The organism is Shinella sp. M27 (assembly GCF_049199905.1).
GTDB lineage: Bacteria > Pseudomonadota > Alphaproteobacteria > Rhizobiales > Rhizobiaceae > Shinella.
Genome location: NZ_JBLZPK010000048.1, coordinates 90055 through 106158, shown reverse-complemented (window position 1 = coordinate 106158; position 16104 = coordinate 90055). Strand labels below are relative to the sequence as shown.

At 59.4% G+C, this 16104-nt stretch carries 13 protein-coding genes, 3 pseudogenes and 1 other annotated feature; of the genes and pseudogenes, 12 read left to right on the top strand and 4 right to left on the bottom strand.

Going from position 1 to position 16104, the window contains the following annotated elements:
• A partial coding sequence (locus tag ACOZK4_RS19320; protein WP_421593318.1) for a hypothetical protein occupies positions 1 to 180 on the bottom strand: 180 nt, incomplete at its 3' end.
• On the opposite strand from ACOZK4_RS19320, the gene ACOZK4_RS19315 reads away from it, so the two are divergent.
• The 9 genes and pseudogenes from ACOZK4_RS19315 to ACOZK4_RS19275 all read left to right on the top strand — a co-directional run.
• Positions 113 to 2437, top strand: a complete 2325-nt coding sequence (locus ACOZK4_RS19315) for an ATP-binding cassette domain-containing protein (protein WP_421593314.1) — start codon at positions 113 to 115, stop codon at positions 2435 to 2437. The genes ACOZK4_RS19320 and ACOZK4_RS19315 overlap by 68 nt on opposite strands.
• A complete protein-coding gene (locus ACOZK4_RS19310) occupies positions 2434 to 3399 on the top strand; it encodes an ABC transporter permease (protein WP_421593265.1) in 966 nt (321 codons plus the stop codon). The genes ACOZK4_RS19315 and ACOZK4_RS19310 overlap by 4 nt, the downstream gene beginning before the upstream one ends.
• Positions 3396 to 4607, top strand: a complete 1212-nt coding sequence (argE, locus tag ACOZK4_RS19305) for an acetylornithine deacetylase (RefSeq protein WP_421593264.1) — start codon at positions 3396 to 3398, stop codon at positions 4605 to 4607. The genes ACOZK4_RS19310 and argE overlap by 4 nt, the downstream gene beginning before the upstream one ends.
• Positions 4608 to 4625: 18 nt before the next feature.
• Positions 4626 to 5375, top strand: a complete 750-nt coding sequence (locus tag ACOZK4_RS19300; protein WP_421593263.1) for an MBL fold metallo-hydrolase — start codon at positions 4626 to 4628, stop codon at positions 5373 to 5375.
• Positions 5376 to 5390: 15 nt separating this feature from the next.
• On the top strand, positions 5391 to 6140 hold the full coding sequence (locus ACOZK4_RS19295; protein ID WP_313525408.1) for an SDR family NAD(P)-dependent oxidoreductase: 750 nt from the start codon (positions 5391 to 5393) through the stop codon (positions 6138 to 6140).
• A 58-nt stretch (positions 6141 to 6198) separates the two neighbouring features.
• On the top strand, positions 6199 to 7773 hold the full coding sequence (locus ACOZK4_RS19290) for a GMC family oxidoreductase (protein WP_421593262.1): 1575 nt from the start codon (positions 6199 to 6201) through the stop codon (positions 7771 to 7773).
• The gene (locus tag ACOZK4_RS19285; protein WP_421593261.1) at positions 7770 to 8249 is read left to right on the top strand and encodes a RidA family protein; all 480 of its coding nucleotides are present in this window, start codon (positions 7770 to 7772) and stop codon (positions 8247 to 8249) included. The genes ACOZK4_RS19290 and ACOZK4_RS19285 overlap by 4 nt, the downstream gene beginning before the upstream one ends.
• The gene (locus tag ACOZK4_RS19280) at positions 8236 to 9372 is read left to right on the top strand and encodes a fumarylacetoacetate hydrolase family protein (RefSeq protein ID WP_421593260.1); all 1137 of its coding nucleotides are present in this window, start codon (positions 8236 to 8238) and stop codon (positions 9370 to 9372) included. Before ACOZK4_RS19285 ends, ACOZK4_RS19280 begins: the two co-directional genes overlap by 14 nt.
• 32 nt (positions 9373 to 9404) lie before the next feature.
• A pseudogene (locus ACOZK4_RS19275) lies at positions 9405 to 9663 on the top strand (aldehyde dehydrogenase family protein); the annotation flags it as partial.
• Positions 9664 to 10242: 579 nt separating this feature from the next.
• Here ACOZK4_RS19275 and xth read toward each other — a convergent pair.
• The 3 genes and pseudogenes from xth to ACOZK4_RS19260 all read right to left on the bottom strand — a co-directional run.
• On the bottom strand, positions 10243 to 11031 hold the full coding sequence (xth, locus tag ACOZK4_RS19270) for an exodeoxyribonuclease III (protein ID WP_421593259.1): 789 nt from the start codon (positions 11029 to 11031) through the stop codon (positions 10243 to 10245).
• Between the two features lie 46 nt (positions 11032 to 11077).
• The gene (locus tag ACOZK4_RS19265; protein WP_421593258.1) at positions 11078 to 11335 is read right to left on the bottom strand and encodes a hypothetical protein; all 258 of its coding nucleotides are present in this window, start codon (positions 11333 to 11335) and stop codon (positions 11078 to 11080) included.
• A gap of 165 nt (positions 11336 to 11500) precedes the next feature.
• A pseudogene (locus tag ACOZK4_RS19260) lies at positions 11501 to 11770 on the bottom strand (DNA polymerase IV); the annotation flags it as partial.
• On the opposite strand from ACOZK4_RS19260, the pseudogene ACOZK4_RS19255 reads away from it, so the two are divergent.
• The 3 genes and pseudogenes from ACOZK4_RS19255 to ACOZK4_RS19245 all read left to right on the top strand — a co-directional run.
• Positions 11771 to 13022, top strand: a pseudogene (locus ACOZK4_RS19255) (OB-fold nucleic acid binding domain-containing protein); the annotation flags it as partial. It lies immediately after the preceding pseudogene.
• Between the two features lie 323 nt (positions 13023 to 13345).
• A complete protein-coding gene (locus ACOZK4_RS19250) occupies positions 13346 to 14059 on the top strand; it encodes a carboxypeptidase-like regulatory domain-containing protein (RefSeq protein WP_421593257.1) in 714 nt (237 codons plus the stop codon).
• A gap of 249 nt (positions 14060 to 14308) precedes the next feature.
• Positions 14309 to 14364, top strand: a sequence feature (sul1 is cis-regulatory element that is thought to sense ions involved in sulfur or methionine metabolism; They are found in Alphaproteobacteria).
• A gap of 502 nt (positions 14365 to 14866) precedes the next feature.
• Positions 14867 to 15988 (top strand): flagellin, encoded by a 1122-nt coding sequence (locus ACOZK4_RS19245; protein WP_421593256.1) that lies wholly within the window; start codon positions 14867 to 14869, stop codon positions 15986 to 15988.
• Positions 15989 to 16104 lie beyond the last annotated feature (116 nt).

Below are 16104 nucleotides of genomic sequence, written 5' to 3'. Positions count from 1 at the left end.
GATCGGCCTCGCCATCGCCGGGTTCGCCCTTGCGCATCCGGCCTTCCTGTCGGTGGCAAACCTTCTCAACATCGGCCAGCAAAGTGCAATCGTGGCAATCGTCGCGTTCGGCATGACCGCCGTCATCATCGCGCGTGGCATCGACATTTCGGTGGGCGGCATCATGGCTTCGGCAGGCATTGTCGCCGCCATGACGGTGGAGGCGACAGGCTCGGGTCTGCTTGGCATTCTTGCCGCCTGCCTTGCCGGTGCACTTTTCGGCGCAATCAATTCCGTCCTGATTTCTGTCATCGGTATCAGTCCGTTCATCGCAAGTCTCGGAACGATGGCGCTTGCGAAAGGCGCTGCACTCAGCGTTTCCAAGGCTTCCAGCATCCTGGTGACGAATGAAGCCATGCTCTGGGCCGGCCAGGCGACAGTGCTCGGCATTCCGGCCGGTTTCCTTGTCGCGATTTTGCTATGTACAGGCTGGAGCTTCCTCCTGAACAGGACGGTGCTTGGGCGATCCATCTATGCTGTTGGCGGAAACGCGCCTGCCGCGCGGGCGTCCCTCATCAACGTTCGCAGGACGCAGACCGCAACCTATGTCCTGTGCGGAGTCTCTGCCGGTCTGGCGGCCGTAATCGGTATTGGTCGGCTCGGTTCGGCCCAACCGCTCGCTGGAACTGGTCTGGAATTCGCCGCCATCACCGCTGCCGTCGTTGGCGGTGCGAGTCTCGCCGGCGGAAAGGGTTCCGTGACCGGCACGATGCTCGGTGCGATCGCAATCGGCACGATAAACGCGGGGCTGTCCTTCCTTCAGGTTTCCCAGCAGATCATCTATATGGTTTCCGGCCTTATGATCCTGGGCGCCGTGTTGGCCCGTGGCGACCTTGCCTGGAAGCGACAGCTTCTAGCCAAGGTCAAGGCAGCGTCCGCTGCGCGGACAGGCGCTGCCACAGCGAGCGACCGCCGACTTGACGTTTCGGGCGTTTCCAAATCGTTCGGCAGCGTAAAGGTGTTGCACAATATATCCTTCACGCTCGAAAGCGGCGAAGTCGTCGCGTTGATGGGCGAAAACGGTGCCGGCAAATCGACGCTCATCAAATGCCTGTGCGGCGTGCACAAGACGGATAGCGGGGTCATTGCATTTATCGGCAGGGATGAAGGTGAAAGCGATGCGCTCAAGGACATTGCCGTCATTCATCAGCATTTCAGTCTCGTACCGGATCTCACCGTCGCCGAAAGTCTCTCGCTGGGGCGGGAGCCCGTTTCCGGCTTCTGGCTTCGCAGATCGGTGATGCGGCGCAGGGCAGAACAGGTGCTGGGCGAAGTGGGCCTCGATTGTGACGTGGATGCGCCGGTGCGCAGCCTGACCGTCGGCCAGCGGCAGATGCTCGAAGTCGCAAAGGCGCTGATGGCATCCGCCTGGCTGGTTGTGATGGATGAGCCGACGAGTGCGCTCAGCAACCGCGAACGTGATCAGCTCTATGCGATCATCGCCAAGCTGCGCGCGAAGGGGTGCGCTGTTCTGTACATCTCCCACAAGATGGAGGAGGTGAAGACGCTCGCATCCCGCGCGATCGTACTTCGCGACGGTCATCTTGTCGGCGATGTTGCACTTTCTGAAATATCGGAGCGCCAGCTGGTCCACATGATGGTGGGCCGCGATCTGGAAAATGTCTTTCCATGGAGCTCAGCCGAACTCGGTGCGGACATGATCCAGCTTCGCGCCATGGCGGGCGGTCTGGCGAAGGACGTGTCCTTGACCGTAAGGCGGGGTGAAGTCGTCGGCCTTGCGGGGCTGATGGGAAGCGGCCGCTCGGATATCCTGCGCTGCATCGCGGGTATGGACCGTCACGTCTCCGGCGAGATATTGCTTGGCGGCGAGCCCCTGGCGCCCGGTCATCAGCGCATGTCCGCGGAACGCGGCGTCGCCTTTATCCCGGAGGACCGTCATGTCGAAGGGATCGTGGGATGCCTCAGCATCGCAGACAATCTCGGTCTCCTCTGGATGCAGCGTCAGAAGCGGCTCGGCGTTGTTTCAAGGCGCGGCGTGCATGAGGTGGCGCAGACGCTGATCCGGCAGCTGGACATCCGGCCGCCGACCCCAGGCAAGGCCGTCGCGAACCTCTCCGGTGGCAACCAGCAGAAAGTCGTTATCGGGAAATGGCTGGCCGTCAATCCAACGATCGTCCTGCTGGACGAGCCGACCAGCGGTGTCGATGTCGGCGCAAAGTCCGAAATCCACAAGGTCATCGGTGATCTGAAAGCCAGGGGCGCCGCGATCCTGCTGGTCTCCAGCGAGCTTCCCGAACTGCTTGGCGTGTCTGATCGCATCGTGGTCATTCGCAACGGCGTAAGCGTGGGCGAACTGCCCCGGGGCTCAAGTGAAGAAGCCGTCATGGAACTCGCCTTTGGCTCAACTGCTCCCGTCAGAGAGGAGGCTCAGATATGAACATGTCCAGCAAGCTTCTCACCAATATCGGGCCGCTCGCTCTTCTGCTCGTGACCGTTCTGGTGTGCGGTCTGATCGACCCGCGCATTCTTGCCTCCGAAAATCTGATCAACGTGCTGGCACAGAGCGTGCCGGTTCTCATGCTGGCTCTTGGCGCCTTCATCGTGCTGGTGACCGCCGGGATCGACCTTTCGGCAGGCGTCGCCGTCACGCTCGGAAGCATCGTCGTCGCCAGCCTGCTCACGGCCGGTGTCGATCTGCCTGTTGCCCTCGGCGGCGGCCTTCTCTCCGTTTTGGCTATCGGGTTCGTGAACGGCGCTCTTGTCAGCATGTTGCACATTCCCGCCTTTGTTTCGACCCTTGCGACGATGTCCTGCATTCAGGGGCTCAGCCTGCTGATGGCCAAGCGCGGGGTCTATGTTCTCAGCGATCCGACCTTGAAATTCCTCGGCATTACCCGTTTCGGGAATGTTCCGGTGCTCCTGATCTTCGCGGCCTTCGTCGTTCTGGTCGCCTATGTGCTGATGCATCACACGCGGTTCGGCCTTCGCGTCTATGCGACTGGATCGGACCCTGCCGCCGCTGCGCTCGCAAACGTCCCGACCGGCCGGATCTACCTCCTCACCTATGTGGTCGCAGCCGGCTTCACGTTCATGTCGGTCGTCACGCTCATCGCAAGGACGCCGATCGTGACGCCGAACCTTGGCGGGCAATCCCTTCTTCTCGATGCCATCGCCGCCTGCGTTCTGGGAGGCACGAGCATCTTCGGAGGCCGCGGCGCCGTCATGGGGGTCGTCATGGGGACGCTGATCGTCGGACTGTTTTCGAATGCCCTGCGCGTGGTCGGCATCGACCCGTCCAGCCTGGACTTGATGAAGGGAACGCTCGTCATCGCGGCGCTTCTCTGCGACGCCGGCATGCTGTCCGTTCGTCGCAAGATATTTAAGGAACATGCAAATTGAGCGCGACACCCCCCATACGCAATCATGAACTTCACGGAAAGGAGCCGCTCCTCGACGTCGCGATCGATATTCTCGCAAAGCTGGTGTCCTTTCCGTCGGTCAGCTCTGAACCGAACGGTGAGGTCATTGAGTTTATCAGCGCTTTCCTTTCCGAAAGCGGTGCACGTGTCGAACGCCTGCGTAGTCCACATCAGCCGAAGGAAAATCTCTGGGCGACGTTCGGTGATGGCGACAGCGATGGCCTCGTGCTTTCGGGACATGTCGACGTCGTGCCGGTGACGGGGCAGAACTGGACGAGGCCGCCGTTTTCGCTGACCCGCGACACCAAGCGTGTCTATGGCCGCGGAACGACCGACATGAAAGGCTTCCTCGCTTGCGCTATGGCTGCCAGCGCGCTTTTCCAGCAAGAAAAATTGCGCCGCCCGGTGCACATCGCCGTCACGTTCGATGAGGAGGTCGGATGCCATGGAGCGCGGGAGCTTGTCGATTTCCTGCAGAGAACCAACATCCGGCCGGCAGCCATCATCGTTGGCGAACCGACATCCATGGCCGTCGTCGATCGTCACAAGGGATCGGTCGGCTTCACGACGGAGATCCTCGGCACGCCCGCCCATTCGTCGCAGGTTCATCTTGGGCAGAGCGCCATCAAGATCGCCAGCGAGCTTGTGAGTGAACTTGCCTTAATCGGCGAACGGCTGACGCAAGACGCCGCCGACGCCGCTTTTTCCTATCCCTATCCGTCCATCAATGTCGGTGCGATCAGGGGAGGACAGGTTCGGAATATCGTCGCGGCAAGCTGCGCGTTCGACTGGGAAATCAGGCCGATCCTCCCGCAGCAACTTGCGGATATACGGCGCGCCTTCGACCGGCATGTTGCTGAAAAGATGAAGCGATACGCTGATGCGGGAGGGCTGGTTCCATCGATCACGACGAACGTCGCCTATGATACACCGCCACTGGTCGGGCTGCCGGCATCCAATGCCGTCTCGCTTGCGATGAATTTTGCGGACCGGAACGGCTCGTCCGCCGTATCCTATGGCACGGAAGCGGGCATCTATCAGGAGGCCGGGTTCAACACCGTCGTCTGTGGCCCGGGCGATATCCAGCAGGCGCACGCCGCTGACGAGTGGATCGCGGTGGACCAGCTGGAGCAATGCCTCAGCTTCATGCGCCGCCTCGCACAATATGTAACCGAGCCCAGTCAATAGCGGTCGGGAGCCCGTAAAATGCGAATAGCCGAACACGTCTATCTCGTCGCATCCGGAATACAGGGCTGCGCCTTGAGCGAGGATCTGGACTGCAACTGCTACCTTTTCGATTCCGGTGCAGGTCTCGTGTTGTTCGACACGGGCGCTGGCCGCGACGTTGACCGGATACACGCGGTCATTGAAGGCGACGGATTGTCGTTCGACGACATCACGCATGTCTTTCTGACACACGCGCACGCGGATCATTCCGGCGGGGCGGCAGCGATAGGTGCGGCGGGTAAGGCCCACATCGTCTGCGGTGCCAGGACGGCGGATGTGTTTGCTATGGGCGAGGCCGGCATCAGCCTGGATGCCGCGCGAAACGCCGGGGTGTATCCTGCGGATTACCGTTACACGGCTCCGGTTCCGGACGGGATCATCGATCCCGGCTCGCCGTTCGAAATCGGCAGGCTGCGTGTCACGGCCCTGCCGACACCGGGCCACAGCGCCGATCACATGTCCTATCTGGTCAGATTGGCCGATACCGGATTTCTGGTTTCGGGCGACGCGCTGTTTCACTCGGGTCGCATCATCTACCAGGCGACCCACGATTTCGACGTTGCCCAATCCTGCGAAAGCATGAAGACAATCGCCGCGCAGGCGTTCAGCAGCCTGCTTCCCGGCCATGGAATGTTCACGGTTTCGGCTGGAAAGCGCCATGTATACGCGGCGCTTGCCCGGATCGAGGCGATGAGCCCGCCTGCGCCTTTGCAGCTTGTGAATTTGTAGCCCGGAGACGCTGAGATGAAGAGGTTCGACGGCAAGGTTGTGGTCGTGACTGGCGGTGCAAGCGGTATCGGTGCCGCGACCGTTGATGCTTTTCTGGCCGAAGGTGCGCGCGTGGCCGTGCTCGACCGCGCATTTAAATCGGCGCGGCAGAAGGCAGTCGACGCGCCTGTCGATGTCGTCTGCGACGTTTCGCAGGAAGGTGAGGTCGAGGCGGCATTCGACGGTATCGTGAATCGCTGGGGCGCTGTCGATGTCGTCGTCCATGGGGCGGCCACGCTCGGCGCGAGTGCGCCGTTTCATGAGGTCTCGCTTGCGACCTGGCGAAAGTACATCGACACCAACCTCACGGGCTCCTTCCTGGTGTCTCGCGCGGCGGCCAATCGCATGATTGCGGGTGGCATCGAAGGGCGCATCATTCTCGTCGGCTCCGTCAATTCCTTCGCCGCGGAACGTGAAGCGGCGCCCTATGCCGTTAGCAAAGGCGGCGTTCGTCTTCTGACACGCGCGGCGGCGGTCGATCTCGCGCGGTTCGGGATCACGGTGAACATGGTCGCGCCCGGGCCGATCACCACACCCGCGACGGCGGGAAATTTCGAAAGCGAGGCGACGAAGGCTCTTTTCTCTCGGGTCTTGCCCGCGGGCGGCCCGGGCCAGCCACAGGACGTCGCTGCCGCGATTCTTTTCCTGGCGACGAAGGAGAGCCGTTTCATAACCGGAACCGACATCGTCGTGGACGGCGGGATGTTCGCGCAAATTTTAAGCTGATCCGAAAACGCACCGCCGAAAAGAGGAATAGAGGCGGTCATACCCAGAGGAAGTCACTATGCATTATGACGTCATCGTCGTTGGCGCCGGGTCGGCCGGTGCCGTCGTCGCCGCTCGCCTCAGCGAGGATCCGGACCGCCGGGTCCTGCTGCTGGAAGCGGGGCCGAACTATCGCACCGCAGAGCAGCCCTTGGAGATGCAGAGCGCCAATCCCTTCAACCTGATCCTGCCGAAGCATTTTCAGGACCGGTATATGTATACCGACCTGATGGCACGACGCACCAAGAAGCAGGATCATCGCATCTACTGGCGTGGCAAGGGGCTCGGAGGCTCTTCGGCAGTGAACGCGCAGATCGCCATTCGTGGTCCGCTCCACGCTTTTGATCGCTGGGCGGACATTGGGTGCCAAGGCTGGTCCGGCCGAGACGTGCTGCCCTATTTCATGAAGCTGGAAGACGATCCTATCGAAGCCGACTTTCATGGTCATGATGGCCCGATCCCGATCTTCCGGGCTCCATTCCAGAGCTGGGGTAATGTGGACAAGGCGATGCGTGACAGCGCGATGGCGCTTGGTCATCCCTGGTGTGATGACCTCAATGCCCCTGATGCCGAGGGTGTCTGCACCTTTGCGATCAACAGCCGTGACGGCAAACGTGTCGCCGTCAGCGACGGCTATCTCGAACCTGCGCGGGGCAGGCCCAATCTTACCATCATCGGCGAAGCGCTGGTCGACACGGTGCTGTTCGATGGCGCGGCGGCGACGGGCGTGGTGGCGGTCGTCGGCGACGAACGGCTTGAATTTTCGGCGCCGCTCATCGTCCTTTCGGCAGGCGCCATTCACAGTCCCGCCATCCTCCAGCGGTCGGGCATAGGCCCGGCGGCTCTGCTCGCCCGGCACGAGATCGATGTCCGTGCCGATCTGCCGGTCGGAGAGGGCTTTTTCGATCACCCCTATTGCCGCATCGAGGTAAAGCTGAAGCCGGAGTTCAAGGCGGTGGACGTCAATGCACGCCACACGAATTGCTGCGTCAAGATGAGCTCCGGGGTTCCCGGCGGCACGCCGCAGGATATCCTTTTCAACGCCATGAATCACGGCGGTGTCGGCGTCGAATCCGACCGCGCGCAGTTCGGCGAGTCCATGATCAACCTGATCCTGATGGAAGCGAAAAGCCGGGGTTCCGTGCGGCTTTCCTCGCCGCATGTGCTCGATCAGCCGATTATCGACGAGAATATGCTGGATCATCCCAACGACCTTGAACGCATGCGCTTCGCCTATCGCCATCTGGGCGAGATCGGCAAACAGCAGCCGCTGAAAGCCATCGCCGAAAAGATGCTGCTGGGGAATTCCGATTTGCCGCTGGACTGGCTGAATGCGGCGACGGATGATGCTGTCGATGACTTCCTGCTCGAACAGTCATCCGATGCGCAGCACGGGGCCGGCGGCTGTTGCATGGGGGCGGACGGCGATCCGGCAAGCGTCGTTGACGTGAACGGCAAGGTGCGCGGCGTGCGCGGATTGTACGTTGCGGACGCTTCTATCATGCCGCTCGATTGCCAGGCGAACACCAATCTTTCCGTCATCATGATCGGAGAAAAGATCGCCGATGGCCTTCGCCGGAGAAACGAGCGATGAGCGCGATTGATCGCCTGAAGGCGCTTGGTCTCGAGTTCCCAGCGGACTTCAGCCCCGGCGGCAACTATATCCCGTTCCGCCGCTGCGGTGATGTCCTCTACTTCTCCGGCCAAGGCCCCAGAATGGCCTCCGGCGACTGGATCACCGGGACTGTGGGAGAGGATGTCACGGTCGAACAGGCCTATGAACAGGCGCGGGGCGTCGGACTCGCTCTTCTTGCTACCGCGGGCAACGCAGCGGGAAGTCTGGATCGGATCGAGGTCGTGAAGATTTTCGGCATGGTTCGGGCAAGGAGTGACTTCGCGCGGCACGCCGATGTAATCAACGGATGCTCGGACCTTCTCGTGAACGTGCTTGGTGAGCGCGGCAAGCATGCACGGTCCGCCGTCGGCATGGGTTCCCTTCCAAATGGGATGACCGTCGAAATCGAAGGCATCATGCGCATTCTGCCGGAGGACGAAAATGGCCTGGTATGAAGAAGGTTGTTTCATTGGCCGCGCGTGGTCGCCCGAGGCGAGAGGTCCCATCCTTGTGACCATCCGCGAGGGCCGCGTGCTCGACGTGACGTCGAAGGATGCCCCGACGGTCCGTGATCTTCTCGATCGCGACGATCCCGCTGCCTTTCTGCAGGCGGCGACGGGGCGTGATGTTGGTTCGCTCGAAGACCTTCTCGACATCCGGCAGCCCGACCTTTCGCACCTTCACCTGCTTGCGCCCTTCGATCTCCAGGCGATCAAGGCCTGCGGCGTCACGTTCGCGCGCAGCATGATCGAGCGTGTCATCGAGGAGCGCGCGGCGGGTGATCCCGCACGGGCCGCGAGCATTCGCGACAAGGTGGCAGAGATCATCGGTGTGAGCCTGCGCGACTTCAAGGCAGGTTCCGAAGCCGCGCAAGAGGTCAAGGCCGCCTTGATCGAGGAGAACCTCTGGTCGCAATACCTGGAGGTCGGCATTGGTCCGGACGCCGAGGTCTTCACGAAGTCTCAGGTCTTGTCTGCAGTGGGCACGGGCGCGGACGTCGGTCTGCATCCGAATTCCAGATGGAACAATCCCGAGCCGGAGATCGTGCTCGCGGTCGACAGCGAGGGTGTGGTCAAAGGTGCCACGATCGGCAATGACGTCAACCTGCGCGACATCGAAGGCCGCTCGGCGCTTCTGCTCGGCAAGGCGAAGGATAACAACGCTTCGTGCGCCATCGGCCCCTTTATCCGGCTCTTTGATCGGACGTATTCGATCGACGACGTGCGCAACGCCGAGCTCGACCTTCATGTCGCAGGGCAGGACGGCTTCATTCTGCGCGGCAGGAGTTCGATGAAGGAGATCAGTCGCGACCCACTCGATCTGGTCGCGCAGACACAAGGACGGCACCATCAGTATCCGGATGGATTCGCGCTCTTCCTCGGCACGCTATTCGCGCCAGTTCAGGACCGCGATACGCCAGGGCACGGGTTCACGCATAAGATTGGTGATGTAGTGACTATTTCCAACGACAAGCTTGGCGCCTTGATGAACCGGGTGATGCTTTCGACCGAATGCGCGCCTTGGACGTACGGAGCATCGCATCTGATGCGCAACCTTGCTTCGCGTAATCTTCTCTAGGACTACAAGCCATGACGGTGCCCTAGAACCTAATATTGCGCGAGTGGGACGGCCCGGATGGGGTTAGGAACATCAACCCGTCGAACACGGGCGATGTCGTCGGCCGGTATGCCCGCGCCTCCGTCGAGGACATCAAACAGCGATTGCCGCGGCCAGAGCGGCATTGCCGTCATGTGGCGCTTCGGCATCCTCGAGCGCCAGGCTATCCTGCGCGAGACGGCGGACGAAATCCTTGCGCGTAAGGACGAACTTGGCCGTCTCTTGTCACTTGAGGTTAGCAAGATGTTGATTGTTGCCTGAATTTGACCCGGTTTGTTAGCTTGCCGTGACCCACGCTTAGCCAGAAAACTGCTTTTTCATCCAACCTTTAGTCGGGCAGCGCCAAATGAAAAACTGGGTAAAATATGACCGATACTCAACAGGCTGCCAGCAAAAAGAAACTCAGGACGTTCCACAAAGTGACATCTTTCAACACGGTCTGAGCCCCCAACTCGGATAGAGCTTCACCTTGCTGATGGAGACGGTCGTTCGCTCGTTGCCTTGCATCGCAAGGACGTGATGGTCCGCAAAGAAAGCGAGTGCTACACAAGCTTCGCCCTCAACTCATCCTGCCTGAATTGCCTTCCAGATCAACTCCTGAAACGCGGCTTCAAGCTCCTGCTCGCAGAGCAAAAACCTATCCTCGTTGCGTTCGTCAGAGCGTGGTCCCCGAGTTGCCATGGCCGCCTCCCGCCTTGGACATAGGGTGTCGCGTCACGCCGGCAAGGTTTTGTACTTTGCTGTCGTCGAGTTGTTCCAATATGGGGAGGGACTGTCGAGCACACCGCCAGCGCGGTGCTATCACCCTTACGGATGCAAGGGCGAGCAAGCCTAATGACCACTGGCCGGTGGCTCGATCGTGATCATGACAGGTGCGTGGTCGCTGGTGTGCTCCCAGCCTCGAGGCCCGCCGCGCACACTCGCTGATCTGAGCCAAGGCGCGACCGCTGGGCTCAGCAGAAAGTGGTCGATTCTCAGGCCCGCATCGCGTTTGAAGGAGTTGCGCCGATATTTCCAGAAGGTGTAAATCTGCTCGTCGGGATGGAGATGGCGGATTGCATCCGTCCACCCCTGCGCGAGGAGATCGGTATAAGCCTCGCGAACCTCCGGGCGAAATAGCGCGTCGTCACTCCAGCGCTCGGGTGCATAGACGTCGAGATCAGTTGGCATGACGTTGTAGTCGCCCACCAGGAGGGCAGGTACGTCGAGTTCGATGAGCTCGGCGGCATAGGCGTGCAGCCGCTGGAACCAACGGAGCTTGTAGTCGAATTTCGGACCGGGCGCGGGATTGCCGTTCGGAAGGTAGAGGCAGCCAATCAGCATGCCGTCAACAGCTGCTTCGATGTAGCGACTATGGGTGTCGTCGGGATCGCCCGGTATTCCGCGGCGCGTCAGGAGAGGCACAAGGCCTTTGGCGAGGATCGCGACGCCATTCCAGCTTTTCTGGCCGTGCCAGACGGCGCCATAGCCCGCGCGCTCCAGTTCCGCCCGCGGGAACCGGTCGTTCGGGGATTTCAGTTCCTGAAGGCAGACCACGTCCGGGGAGTCTTCCTCGAGCCATCGCATAAGCACGGCGAGACGCCCATTGACGCCGTTGACGTTGTAGGTCGCGATCTTCATCGGTCCCCGTACCGTTCAAAACGCTCGTGATCGACCTGGACGGCCATTAGAACGGCGCCAGTGAGACGCTGCTGGGTGGGCGAGCTTCGACCGGGTCGTATGCCGGATCGGGATATTCGTGATAAACCGTTGCGTGACAATCGGCGGCGCGCTTTATCGCATCGAATGTCGCCTCCGGCGGCCAACCGGCGAAAATGGTATGATCGAAAAGCTCACGGACAGCGCCGTAAATCGCTTGCTCGCATTCAAGCACGATATCCCGATCGGTGGTCGATTGCTGCGGCGGTCGAATTCTAGCGTTCATGGAGGCTCTCCTGTGCTTTACAAAGACGTCCGCTTCGGTAGCAGTGCGGCGAGCCAACATCGTGTGGCGAATAATGCGAAGCCGGCGTGATTAGTTCCCATTGACGTTCGGTACGCGCTCCTCAATAGGGCGTTCGGGAATATCCGGTAGAGAGTCCGGCGTCTCGAAATCGGCGTACTTGACCTTCAGCGTCACCGTCCGTCCATGGAGGCCCTTGCTCTCGCAATGACGCCATACCTTCGCGGCAAGCGGCATGAGTTCCGCACTGGCGACGCCGAGATCGATTATATCGACCGTGAACGTGTCTTCAGCGCCGACGGATTTTCGCGGCCGATCCGGTTGGACCTCCCGATGATCGATGCCGCGGGCGATGTTGTAGTACCGAGCGCCTGACTTGCCGAAATGCTCCTGCAGGAACATTAGCGTTTTAGACCTGGCCGACGCCGTGCTGCTTTATGCGCAACGGTCACCCGCTACCGTGCCAAGGGCGCTCTGCGCGATGTTGGCAAGGCGCTTGGTTTGCCGGAAGATATGATCGGGCAACTCTCATCTGGCGTGTGGGGATGGTCGGAGGGTATATCTGAGCGACAGGTGAAGGAGAACAACCTCAACGCCGCTGACTACCGGCTGAAGCTCACGCTGGAGTTGGCGCAGCAACTCATGGGGCGCCGCGCCACCTTGGTCAACATCCGGGGGGCTTCGTGCTCACCCAGGACCGCCTTGACGATCTCGTGCCAATCGAACCCGCCAGGATGGATGATCGGCAGGTGATCGAGTGGGACAAAGATGACATTGAGGCACTGAAGTTTATGAAGGTCGATATGCTGGCCGTTGGCATGCTTACCTGCATGTCGAAAGCGGTCGCGCTCATGGCTGAGCACAAAGGAGAAGTCTGGGATCTCGCCACGATCCCATCTGAAGACTCGCGCACCTACGGCTGCGCTCGTCAAGTTGGGTGAGGCTGACGCGTTCTTGCCGTCACTCGGACTTCAACGCCGCGACGCCTTATGGGCGATCAAGGGGTTGCGCAATGAACCTTTGGCGCTTTGGGCCGCGGCCGCCGACCGAGAGGCGCGTGAGGTCGCTGAAATGCAAGAGCCTGATGTTGATCTTCCCTCTATGCGCGCCGGGCACGAGGTGGTCGAGGACTATTCCCATGTGGGCCTCACCCTCCGCGAGCACCCGGTCTCGTTCCTGCGCAAGGACCTGCGCAAGAAATGCATGGTGACCTGTGCCGGAGCCACGGCCGAGCGCGACGGCCGGTGGCTGATGACAGGCGGTCTTGTCCTCGTGCGCCAACGGCCGGGCTCGGCCAAGGGTGTCATGTTCATGACGCTCGAAGATGAGACCGGGATAGTCAATGCAGTGGTGTGGCCGACGGTGTTCGCGCGGCAGCGCCGGCTGGTGCTGTCAGCCTCGATGGTTGCGATCAACGGCAAAATCCAAAGGGAGGGGACGCGTACATCTTGTCGCCCAACGGCTGTTTGATCTTTCAGAGGACCTCAGCAGCCTCGGTGAGCGCGGGGAGCAGTTTCCGCTTCCGCATGGAGGCGGTGACGAATTCGCGCATGGGAATGGCGCGCCTGATTCCCGGGAGAGACCGAAAGCGGCGGCGCCCGCGCGGGACATCTTCATACCGGATCTGTTGATTGACCGGTTGAAGGTGAAGAGCAGGAATCTTCATTGACCTTGCGCGCCGTGAGCACATCTCTCTGCGTGCTCCTGTCACCAAGGTCACAACGCATCATCCAGCAAGCCCGGTATCTGGCGGTGTATCTGGCTACAGCCCTGGGGGACCGAACTTTATGCAACCACGACCGCAGATACTCTTCGACGTCATGACAAAAACAGTCGCCATTCTATTCGAAGGCGACGTCATAACTCTGATAGGGCCGTACTCGTCTCGTACCAACGCAATGAGCGCCGCGATGGACGAGTGCGCAAAGCGCGGTTGGCTCGACGTTCCGGATCCCGCTCCGGCGGGCGAAACGCAAATCGGGTGAGAGAACTATGCACGGGAAAACAACCGGTCTGACTTTTGCAATCTATCTTCTAGGAGCAGTGAGCGCGTTTGCTGGCTCGGTGCGCGGCATCGTTGTCGACAACGAGGGCAATCCGCTCAGCGATGTCCACGTCGAGGTTGTCTATCAGACCTTCAATGCCGACCAACTCATGGACTACGGTCAAAGCATCAAATCGGAAACGCAAACAGGTCAAGACGGGCGCTACGATATCGACACGACGCATCTGCCCCCCGGCGAATATTCAGCGCACGCTTATCAGATTGTTATGAACGGTGGCCGGGAGACCCATGTCGATGCCGTAGGCGGTGATCTCTCCACTTTTGCGGGGAACGCCGACACGATCCGAAATTTCGTGGTTGGCATTGTCGAGCATTCCGACGACATGCCGTATGGCAACGCGGGTATTTTTGTCGTCAATAATGCGATCATGGATTACACGGATCTCAGTGAGACCGAGATCACGCTGGTCCATATCGAGACAGGCACTGTCTACGTGAGGACGGTCCGTCCGACAGGTGAGGGGTTGGCGATCACCGGAATCCCCTTTGGGAAATATCGGGCCTCTGCCCGTCTCGCGGGGCGTCCAATGCAGATCGCATTGTGGGGGCCAGGCGAGAACGATGTTTTTGCCTCAAGCATTGAACACGACTTCACGATGGGCTTCTCCGGTAATCAAATACAGGTTGTCATTAAGCCTTGATTCAAGAGACTAACTCCATCAGTGCGGCATCCATAGGTCTGGCCATCCCGCTCAATTCCCCACCTCAAGCAAGGCAACAAATTCCGACCCGATCCGTTCGCCGACGCAGAAGAGATCGCCATTCTGCAGGTCGAACGTAACCGGTGTCACACCCGCGCCTTGACGCCGCGTTCTGTGTTTTGTGGTGGGCGGGTTCAGACCGAGACGTAATTGCCAAACTGGGTTGCATAATGGGCTTAGCTTCATCCACAAGAACCCGGTGAAACTCCGGATGGCTCTTCTAGCCGCCGATCCGCCATACAATACCTATTCCGTTTTCGAGGGCCAAGTCTCGCTCGGCCCGTTGCCTCAACTGTAAAAATCTTCAATGCAAGCTCTTTCAAACTACCGTCAGGAGTGGTGAGTTGATTGTTGCCTGAATTTGACCGGGTTTGTTAGTTCACCGTGACCCACGGCTTAGCCGGAAAACTGTTTTTCACCCAAGTCTTTGTCGCTTTAGCCGGGGCAACGCCAAATGAAGAAAAAGAGCGTCAAGTCCGACCGATATTCAACACTAGTGGGCCTTTGGGAGTAGTACATGGTTGCGTGATCGAGGTCCGCCATCCGATTGCCTTATCTGGAATGTCTGCGCGTATGCGGCTTCACTCAAAGTGAAGTCCGCACTGCGGATGAAAATCACTTCCTTCTAAAATGATGGTATCATTGGAAAAATTGGGTCTGTTAACACATTGTTAGCCATACTGCCGGCTAGTTAGACGCGACCTTGTAGCCCATGAAGGGCAAACTCCAATTTACTAGTGTGCCTATATGACCAGCATTCTCACGAATGGGGGCGCAATTTCCGCGCTCCAAACTTTGCGCTCGATAAACTCGGATATGGCGGAAACTCAAGGAAGAGTGTCATCAGGATTGCGCGTGCAAACCGCAGCCGACAATGCAGCCTATTGGTCGATCGCAACGACAATGCGGTCGGACAACATGGCGCTTTCTGCAGTCAGTGACAGCATTGGCCTTGGGCAGGCGATTGCGGATACAGCTGTCGCTGCGCTTGATATTGTCATTGAGAGCCTCGACGCGATGAAGTGGCTGTTCGTATCCGCGCGTTCTATGGAGCCTATCGATATCACCGACTTTTCCTACTATGGCATGACATATTTTCCAGAGGACGGTGCTGAGAAACGTGTTGACCCGAAATATGCGGGATCATTGCTGCAAAAACTCGACGAAGACATGTTGCAGCACATTATGGCGATCAACAACGCAGTGGATTCAGCGAGCTTCAATGGCGTCAATTTGCTGGCGAAGCCAAAAGATGGAGTAGATCTGGATGACGCATTCGCTGCCACCTTTGTGACAGGATACGCGCCAGGTGACATTCAAACACTTAGGTTGAAGTCGCGCGATTTTGTGCTCTTTAATGACAACTTCGCAAACTACGGCACAATCGCGGAAGAGGACACCAACGCGGGAATTCTAGACGCCGACATAAACATAATGGCTCAATTGCCCGATGGGTCGACGTGGTGGACGAGTGCTCCCATAGACCTGTTCCACTCCACGTTCTCTGACCAACCCTATGACAACGTCGGAATAAACGTCATCTATGATCTAGAGGCGGTCATATCGATGAGTGGGTTCACCCGAGACAGTGCCTACGAGTACTTCATAAACGAGTTCGAAAAGAAGATTCAGGGCGTGGTGTCCGCTCAGGCAAAATTGGGCGCTGTACAACATCGACTAGAAATGGCTGGAGAATTTAACTCTGATCTTAGAAATGCCTACACGTCAGGTATAGGCCGGCTGGTCGATGCGGATATGAGCGAAGAGTCCACGCGCTTCAAAGCGCTTGAGACGCAGCAACAACTGGGCATTCAAGCGCTGCAGATTGCGAATTCCAACTCTGACAATGTCGTTGCCCTTTTCAGATAACTAAACGGCTCGCGGTATGAGTACCCGGAATGGCTCCGCACCGCAACACGCCGCTACTGCCGCGAATACAACAACCCAAAACCGCCGGAGCGAACTCAAAACTGGATGAAACTTGG

What these genes read in the sequence shown, in the direction of transcription:
- ACOZK4_RS19280 (WP_421593260.1), top strand. Translation starts at nt 8,236, where the DNA reads ATGGCCTGGTATGAAGAAGGTTGTTTCATTGGCCGCGCGTGGTCGCCC.
- ACOZK4_RS19250 (WP_421593257.1), top strand. Translation starts at nt 13,346, where the DNA reads ATGCACGGGAAAACAACCGGTCTGACTTTTGCAATCTATCTTCTAGGA.
- ACOZK4_RS19285 (WP_421593261.1), top strand. Translation starts at nt 7,770, where the DNA reads ATGAGCGCGATTGATCGCCTGAAGGCGCTTGGTCTCGAGTTCCCAGCG.
- ACOZK4_RS19290 (WP_421593262.1), top strand. Translation starts at nt 6,199, where the DNA reads ATGCATTATGACGTCATCGTCGTTGGCGCCGGGTCGGCCGGTGCCGTC.
- xth (WP_421593259.1), bottom strand. Translation starts at nt 11,031, where the DNA reads ATGAAGATCGCGACCTACAACGTCAACGGCGTCAATGGGCGTCTCGCC.
- ACOZK4_RS19310 (WP_421593265.1), top strand. Translation starts at nt 2,434, where the DNA reads ATGAACATGTCCAGCAAGCTTCTCACCAATATCGGGCCGCTCGCTCTT.
- ACOZK4_RS19245 (WP_421593256.1), top strand. Translation starts at nt 14,867, where the DNA reads ATGACCAGCATTCTCACGAATGGGGGCGCAATTTCCGCGCTCCAAACT.
- ACOZK4_RS19300 (WP_421593263.1), top strand. Translation starts at nt 4,626, where the DNA reads ATGCGAATAGCCGAACACGTCTATCTCGTCGCATCCGGAATACAGGGC.
- ACOZK4_RS19295 (WP_313525408.1), top strand. Translation starts at nt 5,391, where the DNA reads ATGAAGAGGTTCGACGGCAAGGTTGTGGTCGTGACTGGCGGTGCAAGC.
- ACOZK4_RS19315 (WP_421593314.1), top strand. Translation starts at nt 113, where the DNA reads ATGACCGCCGTCATCATCGCGCGTGGCATCGACATTTCGGTGGGCGGC.
- ACOZK4_RS19265 (WP_421593258.1), bottom strand. Translation starts at nt 11,335, where the DNA reads ATGAACGCTAGAATTCGACCGCCGCAGCAATCGACCACCGATCGGGAT.